The organism is Micromonospora sp. NPDC005197, from assembly GCF_040608295.1.
In the GTDB taxonomy this organism is placed as follows: Bacteria; Actinomycetota; Actinomycetes; order Mycobacteriales; family Micromonosporaceae; genus Micromonospora.
This window is the reverse complement of the sequence record NZ_JBEXHY010000173.1, coordinates 1-9,177: the sequence shown is the minus strand read 5'-3', so window position 1 is coordinate 9,177 and position 9,177 is coordinate 1. Positions and strand designations below refer to the sequence as shown.

7 protein-coding genes are annotated in these 9,177 nt (G+C 72.2%); 6 read left to right on the top strand and 1 reads right to left on the bottom strand.

Annotated features, from left to right (window positions below; all coding sequences use genetic code 11):
* Positions 1–108: 108 nt before the first annotated feature.
* The gene (locus ABZU46_RS29340; RefSeq protein WP_007458348.1) at positions 109–597 is read right to left on the bottom strand and encodes a transcriptional regulator; all 489 of its coding nucleotides are present in this window, start codon (positions 595–597) and stop codon (positions 109–111) included.
* Positions 598–886: 289 nt separating this feature from the next.
* On the opposite strand from ABZU46_RS29340, the gene pyrR reads away from it, so the two are divergent.
* From pyrR to ABZU46_RS29310, 6 genes are all read left to right on the top strand, one after another.
* Positions 887–1,471, top strand: coding sequence for a bifunctional pyr operon transcriptional regulator/uracil phosphoribosyltransferase PyrR (gene pyrR / locus ABZU46_RS29335; protein WP_007458350.1), 585 nt, complete (start codon positions 887–889; stop codon positions 1,469–1,471).
* Positions 1,468–2,394 carry an aspartate carbamoyltransferase catalytic subunit gene (locus tag ABZU46_RS29330; RefSeq protein WP_007458351.1) on the top strand — a complete coding sequence of 309 codons (927 nt, stop codon included), beginning with the start codon at positions 1,468–1,470 and terminating at the stop codon, positions 2,392–2,394. The genes pyrR and ABZU46_RS29330 overlap by 4 nt, the downstream gene beginning before the upstream one ends.
* Entirely contained in the window at positions 2,391–3,668 is a 1,278-nt protein-coding gene (locus ABZU46_RS29325) for a dihydroorotase (protein WP_354862815.1), read from the top strand. Before ABZU46_RS29330 ends, ABZU46_RS29325 begins: the two co-directional genes overlap by 4 nt.
* Positions 3,665–4,828, top strand: coding sequence for a glutamine-hydrolyzing carbamoyl-phosphate synthase small subunit (gene carA, locus ABZU46_RS29320; RefSeq protein WP_354862813.1), 1,164 nt, complete (start codon positions 3,665–3,667; stop codon positions 4,826–4,828). The genes ABZU46_RS29325 and carA overlap by 4 nt, the downstream gene beginning before the upstream one ends.
* Positions 4,821–8,168, top strand: coding sequence for a carbamoyl-phosphate synthase large subunit (gene carB, locus ABZU46_RS29315; protein WP_354862812.1), 3,348 nt, complete (start codon positions 4,821–4,823; stop codon positions 8,166–8,168). Before carA ends, carB begins: the two co-directional genes overlap by 8 nt.
* The coding region (locus tag ABZU46_RS29310; RefSeq protein WP_354862810.1) for a quinone-dependent dihydroorotate dehydrogenase at positions 8,165–9,177 on the top strand (1,013 nt) is incomplete at its 3' end. The genes carB and ABZU46_RS29310, both read left to right, overlap by 4 nt.

Below are 9,177 nucleotides of genomic sequence, written 5' to 3'. Positions count from 1 at the left end.
CCACCCCCCTCTCTTCCTATCTGCCACCCGCTGAGCGGCCGCGTACCCCGTACCCCGAGAAGGGCCTGTGCCATCCGGCACGGGCCCTTCTTTCGGTGAAGCGACAGCTCAGGAGGCGAAGAACGCCCGGGGGTCGGCCACCAGCACGCCGTGCTCGGTGAGCCGCTCGATCAGACCCGACGGTGAGGCGTCGTAGACGATCGCGAGCGCCCGCAGGTCGTCGGCGCGGATGGAGAGCACCCGGCCGTTGTAGTCACCGCGCTGCTGCTGGATGGCGCGGGCGTAGCGGGCGACGTAGGCCAGGTCCTCGGAGGCCTCGTCGTAGAGCCGCTCCAGGTCCAGAACGATCTTGCTGGTGGGCTCGTGCCGGACGCCGCTGCCGTCCGGCAGCAGTTCCGAGACGGGGACCCGGTAGAACTCGGCCAGCTCGGCCAGACGGGACACCGTCACGGCCCGGTCGCCACGCTCGTACGAGCCGACCACCACGGCCTTCCACCGCCCGTTCGACTTCTCCTCCACACCCTGCAGGGAGAGGCCCTGCTGCTGGCGGATGGAGCGCAGGCGTGCGCCCAGAGATTTGGCGTATTCAGAGGGCATTCGGACACTCCCAGTGCTGCTCGGGGTTCTCCCGTCGATCGCTACGGAGCGTGACGGTACGGGGAATGCGACACGTGGTCAAGTGGTCGTGACCTTACCGTTGGGGAGCACCGAGGGAGTTATCCCCATTTCGTCGGCCTGATCCGGTGGTCAGCGGCCGCCGTCCGTCGGCCCGGTGACCACTGGTAACGTGGCGTGAAGCCTCGGTCGGGTTCGCTCGCGCTCGCCGGCCGGAGGTGCCCGACATCCTTTAACGACCCGTCCCGTGAGGCGGGGAAGGAGGTCCGCCGTGGCATACCCACCGGCTGCCCGCTCGTCACCACCGCGACAACCCTCGGTGAAGGTGATCCTCGCCAGCGCCGACGTGCAGCGCGTGGTCGACCGCATCGCCCACCAGATCCTGGAGAAGACCCAGGGCGCCGCCGACACCGTGTTGCTCGGGATTCCCACCCGGGGTGCGCCCCTCGCGCGGCGGCTCGCCTCCCGGATCAGCACCTTCGAGGACGTCGTCGTCCCGGTCGGTGTGCTCGACATCACGCTCTACCGCGACGACCTGCGCCGGCACGCGACCCGCGCGATCGGCCCGACCCAGGTGCCCAGCGGCGGCATCGACGGCAAGCGGGTGATCCTCGTCGACGACGTGCTCTTCTCCGGGCGCACCGTGCGCGCCGCGCTCGACGCGCTCAACGACGTGGGCCGCCCGGCGTCGGTGCAGCTCGCCGTCCTGGTCGACCGCGGCCACCGTGAGTTGCCGATCCGCGCCGACTACGTCGGCAAGAACATCCCGACGGCGCTCGCCGAGAGCGTCAAGGTGACGCTCGCCGAGACCGACGGCGCCGACGAGGTCAAGTTGTACGGGGGAACCACCTCATGATCAGGCACCTGCTCTCCGGCGCGGACCTGGACGCCGACACCGCCACCGAGATCCTGGACACCGCCGCCGAGATGGCCACGGTCGCCGGCCGCGAGATCAAGAAGCTGCCCGCGCTGCGTGGCCGGACGGTGGTGAACCTCTTCTACGAGGACTCCACCCGCACCCGGATCTCGTTCGAGGCGGCGGCGAAGCGGCTCAGCGCCGACGTGATCAACTTTTCCGCGAAGGGGTCCAGCGTCGCCAAGGGCGAGAGCCTGAAGGACACCGCGCTGACCCTGCAGGCGATGGGCGCCGACGCGGTGGTCGTGCGGCACCCCGCCTCCGGCGCCCCGCACCGGCTCGCCAACTGGGTGGACGGGTCGGTGGTCAACGCCGGCGACGGCACCCACGAGCACCCCACCCAGGCGCTGCTCGACGCGTACACCATGCGGGCCCGGCTGGGCCGGCTGGCCGGCCTGTCGGTCGCGGTGGTCGGCGACGTGCTGCACTCGCGGGTGGCCCGCTCCAACGTCCTGCTGCTGTCCACCCTCGGCGCGAAGGTCACCCTGGTCGGTCCGCCCACCCTCATCCCCGTCGACATCGCCGGCGCGCTCGCCCCGGGCACCGACGTGTCCTACGACCTCGACGCCGTGCTGCCCGACGTCGACGTGGTGATGATGCTGCGGGTGCAGCGGGAGCGGATGAAGGACTCCTACTTCCCCTCCGCGCGCGAGTACTCCCGCCGTTATGGGCTGGACGGCCCGCGGATGCGCCGCCTGCCCGAGCACGCGATCGTCATGCACCCGGGCCCGATGAACCGGGGGATGGAGATCACCCCCGAGGTGGCCGACTCACCCCGCTCCACCATCGTCGAACAGGTCACCAACGGGGTCTCCGTGCGGATGGCTGTTCTGTACCTGCTGCTCGGAGGGAACAACCGGTGACCGCGTACCTCATCACCAGCGTGAGCATCGTCGGCGCCGCGCCGACCGACCTGCTGATCCGCGACGGCGTCGTCGCCGAGGTCGGTCCGGGGCTGTCCGCGCCGGACGCCGTGGTGGTCGACGGCGCCGGGCTGGTCGCCCTGCCGGGCCTGGTCGACCTGCACACCCACCTGCGCGAGCCCGGCCGGGAGGACGCCGAGACCGTCGAGTCCGGGTCCCGGGCGGCGGCGCTGGGCGGCTACACGGCGGTCTGCGCGATGGCGAACACCTCGCCGGTCGCGGACACCGCCGGCGTGGTCGAGCAGGTCTGGCGGCTCGGCCGGGAGGCCGCTCTGGTCGACGTGCAGCCGGTCGGCGCGGTCACCGTCGGGCTGGCCGGCGAGCGCCTGGCCGAGCTGGGCGCCATGGCCGACTCCGCGGCCCGGGTGCGGATCTTCTCCGACGACGGGCACTGCGTCGCCGACCCGTTGCTGATGCGCCGGGCCCTGGAGTACGTCAAGGCGTTCGACGGGATCATCGCCCAGCACGCCGAGGAGCCCCGCCTCACCGAGGGCGCCCAGATGCACGAGGGTGAGGTTTCCACCCGGCTGGGTCTGATCGGCTGGCCGGCGGTCGCCGAGGAGGCGATCATCGCCCGGGACGTGCTGCTGGCCGAGCACGTGGGCAGCCGCCTGCACGTCTGCCACGTCTCCACCGCCGGCAGCGTCGAGGTGCTGCGCCAGGCCAAGGCCCGTGGCGTACGCGTCACCGCCGAGGTCACCCCGCACCACCTGCTGCTTACCGACGAGCGGGCGGCGACCTACGACCCGGTCTTCAAGGTGAACCCGCCGCTGCGCACGGCCGCGGACATCACCGCCCTGCGGTCCGCGCTCGCCGACGGCGTCATCGACATCATCGCCACCGACCACGCCCCGCACGCCGTGGAGGACAAGGAGTGCGAGTGGGCGTACGCCCGGCCGGGGATGCTCGGCCTGGAGACGGCCCTGTCCATCGCGCTCGACGTGCTCGGCCCCGAGTGGGACCTGATCGCCGAGCGGATGTCGCGCACCCCCGCCCGGATCGCGGGGCTGACCGGGCACGGCGTCGACCCGGCGCCCGGTGTGCCGGCCAACCTGACCCTGATCGACCCGGCCGCCCGCCGCACCATCGAGCCGGCGGAACTGGCCAGTCGCAGTCGCAACACCCCGTACGCCCGCATGACGCTGCCGGGTCGCATCGTGGCGACCTTCCTGCGCGGCGAGCCGACGGTCCTGGACGGAAAGGCAGTCAAGTGACCCGTAGACGTTCCGCGATCCTCGTCCTCGAGGACGGGCGCACGTTCCCCGGCGAGGCGTACGGCAGCGTCGGTGAGACCTTCGGCGAGGCGGTCTTCAACACCGGCATGACCGGTTACCAGGAGACGCTTACCGATCCGTCCTACCACCGGCAGGTGGTGGTGCAGACCGCGCCGCACATCGGCAACACCGGCGTCAACGGCGAGGACGACGAGTCCGGCCGGATCTGGGTGGCCGGCTACGTCGTCCGCGACCCGGCCCGGATCGGCTCGAACTGGCGGGCCACCGGCAGCCTGGAGGACCGCCTCGCCACCGAGGGTGTGGTGGGCATCAGCGGTGTGGACACCCGGGCGTTGACCCGGCACCTGCGCGAGCGGGGCGCCATGCGGGTGGGCATCTCCAGCGTGGAGAAGGACCCGCAGAGCCTGCTGGCCCGGGTCCGGCAGTCCCCGCAGATGGTCGGCGCGGACCTGTCCGCCGAGGTGACCACCGCCCAGCCGTACGTCGTCGAGGCGCTCGGCGAGCACCGGTTCACCGTGGCGGCGCTGGACCTGGGCATCAAGCGCAACGTGCCGCGCCGACTGGCCGCGCGCGGGGTGACCACCCACGTGTTGCCGGCCTCGTCGAGCATCGAGGACCTGCTGGCCACCGGCGCCGACGCGGTCTTCCTGTCGCCCGGCCCCGGCGACCCGGCGACGGCCGACGGCCCGGTGGCGCTGGCCCGGGAGGCGCTGCGGCGGGAGGTGCCGCTGTTCGGCATCTGCTTCGGCAGCCAGATCCTCGGCCGGGCGCTCGGCTTCGGCACCTACAAGCTGGGCTACGGCCACCGGGGGATCAACCAGCCGGTGCTCGACCGGGCCACCGGCAAGGTGGAGGTGACCAGTCACAACCACGGCTTCGCGGTCCGGGTGCCCGGTGCGGGGTCGGGCGCGGTGGTTCCCGACCAGGTGATCGACACCGACTTCGGCGGGGTGCGGGTGTCGCACGTCTGCCTCAATGACAACGTGGTCGAGGGGCTGCGGGCCGTGGACGTCCCCGCCTTCACCGTGCAGTACCACCCGGAGGCGGCGGCCGGCCCGCACGACGCCGACTACCTCTTCGACCGTTTCGCGGAACTGATCGAAGGCCGGACCCACAGCAAGGGGCGCAGCAATGCCTAAGCGGACCGATCTCAAGCACATCCTCGTGATCGGCTCCGGGCCGATCGTCATCGGGCAGGCCTGCGAGTTCGACTACTCCGGCACGCAGGCGTGCCGGGTGCTGCGCAGCGAGGGCATCCGGGTCAGCCTGGTCAACTCCAACCCCGCCACGATCATGACGGACCCCGAGTTCGCCGACGCCACGTACGTCGAGCCGATCACCCCGGAGTTCGTGGAGCTGGTCATCGCCAAGGAGCGCCCGGACGCGATCCTGGCCACCCTCGGCGGCCAGACCGCGCTGAACACGGCCGTCGCCCTGCACGAGGCCGGCGTCCTGGACAAGTACGGCGTCGAGCTGATCGGCGCGAACATCGACGCCATCAACCGGGGCGAGGACCGCCAGCTGTTCAAGGAGATCGTGGCGAAGGCCGGCGTACGCCTGGGCGTCGACGACCCGGCCGGGCTGGTGCCCCGCTCCCGGGTGTGCCACTCCATGGACGAGGTCGAGGCGACAGTCGCCGAGCTGGGCCTGCCGGTGGTGATCCGGCCGTCGTTCACCATGGGTGGCCTGGGCTCCGGCATGGCGCACACCCCGGAGGACCTGGCCCGCATCGCCGGCGACGGCCTGACCGCCAGTCCGGTGCACGAGGTGCTCATCGAGGAGAGCGTGCTCGGCTGGAAGGAGTACGAGCTGGAGCTGATGCGCGACCGGCACGACAACGTGGTGGTCGTCTGCTCGATCGAGAACCTGGACCCGATGGGCGTGCACACCGGCGACAGCGTCACCGTGGCCCCGGCCATGACGCTCACCGACCGGGAGTACCAGCGCCTGCGCGACCTGGGCATCGCGGTGCTGCGCGAGGTCGGGGTGGACACCGGCGGCTGCAACATCCAGTTCGCGGTCAACCCGGTCGACGGCCGGATCGTCGTGATCGAGATGAACCCCCGGGTGTCGCGCTCCTCGGCGCTGGCGTCCAAGGCGACCGGCTTCCCGATCGCGAAGATCGCCGCGAAGCTGGCCATCGGCTACACGCTCGACGAGATCCCCAACGACATCACCCTGAAGACCCCGGCGGCGTTCGAGCCGACCCTCGACTACGTGGTGGTGAAGATCCCCCGGTTCGCGTTCGAGAAGTTCCCCGGCGCGGACCCGGAACTGACCACCACCATGAAGTCGGTGGGCGAGGCGATGAGCCTCGGGCGCAACTTCACCGAGGCGCTGAACAAGGCGATGCGCTCGATGGAAACCAAGGCCGCCGGCTTCTGGACGCAGCCCGACCCGGCCGACGCGACGCGGGAGAACACCCTCACCGCGTTGCGCATCCCGCACGACGGCCGGCTCTACACGGTGGAGCGGGCGCTGCGTCTCGGCGCGTCGATCGCCGAGGTCGCCGAGGCGTCCGGCGGGATCGACCCCTGGTTCCTGGACCAGATCGCCGCGCTGATCGAGCTGCGCGCCGAGATCGTCGACGCGCCGGTGCTCGACGTCGAGCTGCTGCGTCGCGCCAAGCGGGCCGGCCTGTCCGACCGGCAGCTCGCCGCGCTGCGTCCGGAGCTGGCGGCCGAGGACGGCGTACGGACCCTGCGCCACCGCCTCGACGTGCGCCCGGTCTACAAGACCGTGGACACCTGCGCGGCCGAGTTCGAGGCCACCACCCCCTACCACTACTCCACCTACGACCTGGAGACCGAGGTCGTGCCGTCGGGCCGGCCGAAGGTGCTGATCCTGGGCTCCGGCCCGAACCGGATCGGGCAGGGCATCGAGTTCGACTACTCGTGCGTGCACGCGGTGCAGGCGCTGCGGTCGGCCGGTTACGAGACCGTCATGGTCAACTGCAACCCCGAGACGGTCTCCACCGACTACGACACCGCCGACCGGCTCTACTTCGAACCGCTGACCTTCGAGGACGTCCTGGAGGTCTGGCACGCGGAGGACTCCTCCGGCCGGGCGGCCGGCGGGCCGGGTGTGGTCGGCGTGGTCGTGCAGCTCGGCGGGCAGACCCCGCTGGGGTTGGCGCAGCGGCTCAAGAACGCCGGGGTGCCGATCGTCGGCACCTCCCCGGAGTCGATCCACCTGGCCGAGGAGCGGGGCGCGTTCGGCGCGGTGCTGGCCCGTGCCGGGCTGCGCGCGCCGGCGCACGGCATGGCCACGTCCTACGACGAGGCCAAGACGATCGCCGACGAGATCGGCTACCCGGTGCTGGTCCGACCGTCGTACGTGCTGGGCGGGCGGGGCATGGAGATCGTCTACGACGACCCGACGCTGCGCGACTACATCGGTCGGGCCACCGACATCTCCGGCGACCATCCGGTGCTGGTGGACCGGTTCCTCGACGACGCCATCGAGATCGACGTGGACGCCCTGTGCGACGCCGACGGCGCGGTCTACATCGGTGGCGTGATGGAGCACATCGAGGAGGCCGGGATCCACTCCGGCGACTCGTCCTGCGCGCTGCCGCCGATCACCCTCGCGGGGTCGCACCTGGCCGAGGTCCGCCGCTACACCGAGGCGATCGCCCGCGGTGTCGGCGTGCGCGGTCTGCTCAACGTGCAGTACGCGCTCAAGGACGACGTGCTCTACGTCCTGGAGGCCAACCCGCGCGCGTCGCGGACCGTGCCGTTCGTCTCGAAGGCGACGGCCGTTCCGCTGGCCAAGGCGGCCGCCCGGATCGCGCTCGGCGCGACCATCGCCGAGCTGCGCGCCGAGGGCCTGCTCCCGGCGACGGGCGACGGCGGCACGATGCCCGCCGACGCGCCGATCGCGGTCAAGGAGGCGGTGCTGCCGTTCAAGCGCTTCCGGACCCGGGCCGGCAAGGGGATCGACTCGCTGCTCGGCCCGGAGATGAAGTCGACCGGCGAGGTGATGGGCATCGACACCAACTTCGGGCACGCCTTCGCCAAGAGCCAGTCCGCCGCGTACGGGTCGCTGCCGACCGCCGGGAAGATCTTCGTGTCGGTGGCCAACCGGGACAAGCGCGGCATGATCTTCCCGATCAAGCGGCTGGCCGACCTGGGCTTCGAGATCGTCGCCACCACCGGCACGGCCGAGGTGCTGCGCCGGCACGGGATCGCCTGCGAGCAGATCCGCAAGCACTACGAGGCCGGCGAGGGGGAGGACGCGGTGTCGCTGATCCTCGGTGGCGACGTGGCCCTGGTGGTCAACACCCCGCAGGGCTCCGGCGCGAGCGCCCGCTCGGACGGCTACGAGATTCGCAGCGCCGCCGTCACCGCCGACATCCCCTGCATCACCACTGTTCCGGGCGCCGCGGCGGCGGTCATGGGCATCGAGGCGCGGATCCGGGGCGACATGCAGGTCCGCCCCCTGCAGGACCTGCACGCCACCCTCCGGGCGGCCCAGTGACCCTGTTCGAGCGGGTCGTGCGGCCGGGGTTGTTCCGCCTCGGCGGTGGCGACGCCGAGGCCGCGCACGAGTGGACGCTGCGGCGGTTGGCCGGGCTGTCGCGGCGTCCGGTGGCGTTGGCGGCCCTGCGGGCCCGCTACGCCGTCCAGGCGCCGCGCACGGTGTTCGGCGTGCGATTCCCCAACCCGGTCGGGCTGGCCGCCGGCATGGACAAGGACGGCGCCGCGCTGGCGGCCTGGCCGGCGCTCGGCTTCGGCTTCGTCGAGGTCGGCACCGTGACGGCGCACGCCCAGCCGGGCAACCCCCGGCCGCGGCTGTTCCGGCTGCCGGCCAGCGAGGCCGTGGTCAACCGGATGGGCTTCAACAACGCCGGGGCGGCCGCGCTGGCCGCCCGGCTGGACGCGCTGCCGCGCCCCATCGGGGTGCCGCTGGGGATCTCGCTGGGCAAGTCCAAGGTGACCCCGCTCGACGAGGCGGTCGAGGACTACCTCGCCTCGTACCGGGCGCTGCGTGGGCACGGCGACTACTTCGCGGTCAACGTGTCCTCGCCGAACACCCCGGGCCTGCGCTCGTTGCAGGACCGCGCGCATCTGGACGCCCTGCTGGCCGCGCTGGTGGGGGAGAAGCCGGTGCTGGTCAAGATCGCACCGGATCTCACCGAGGCGGCGATCGCCGAGCTGCTGGAGGTGTGCCTGGCCCGGGGCGCCGCCGGGGTGATCGCGACCAACACCACCCTGGCCCGCGACGGCCTGGCCCCGGCCGACGCCGAACGCGGCGCCGAGACCGGTGGCCTGTCCGGCCGGCCGCTGACCGGCCGCGCCCGGGACGTAGTCGCGTTCGTCCATCGGGAGACCGCCGGCGCCCTGCCGATCATCGGCGTCGGCGGGGTGCTGGACCCGGACGACGCGGCGCGGATGGTCGACGCCGGCGCCGCTCTGGTGCAGCTCTACACCGGCTTCATCTATCGGGGGCCGGCCCTGGTCCGCGCCGCCGCCCGCGCGGCGGCCAC

Excerpts from the sequence above, each read along its gene's own strand:
- ABZU46_RS29340 (WP_007458348.1), bottom strand. The coding sequence starts at position 597 with ATGCCCTCTGAATACGCCAAATCTCTGGGCGCACGCCTGCGCTCCATC.
- ABZU46_RS29330 (WP_007458351.1), top strand. The coding sequence starts at position 1,468 with ATGATCAGGCACCTGCTCTCCGGCGCGGACCTGGACGCCGACACCGCC.
- carB (WP_354862812.1), top strand. The coding sequence starts at position 4,821 with ATGCCTAAGCGGACCGATCTCAAGCACATCCTCGTGATCGGCTCCGGG.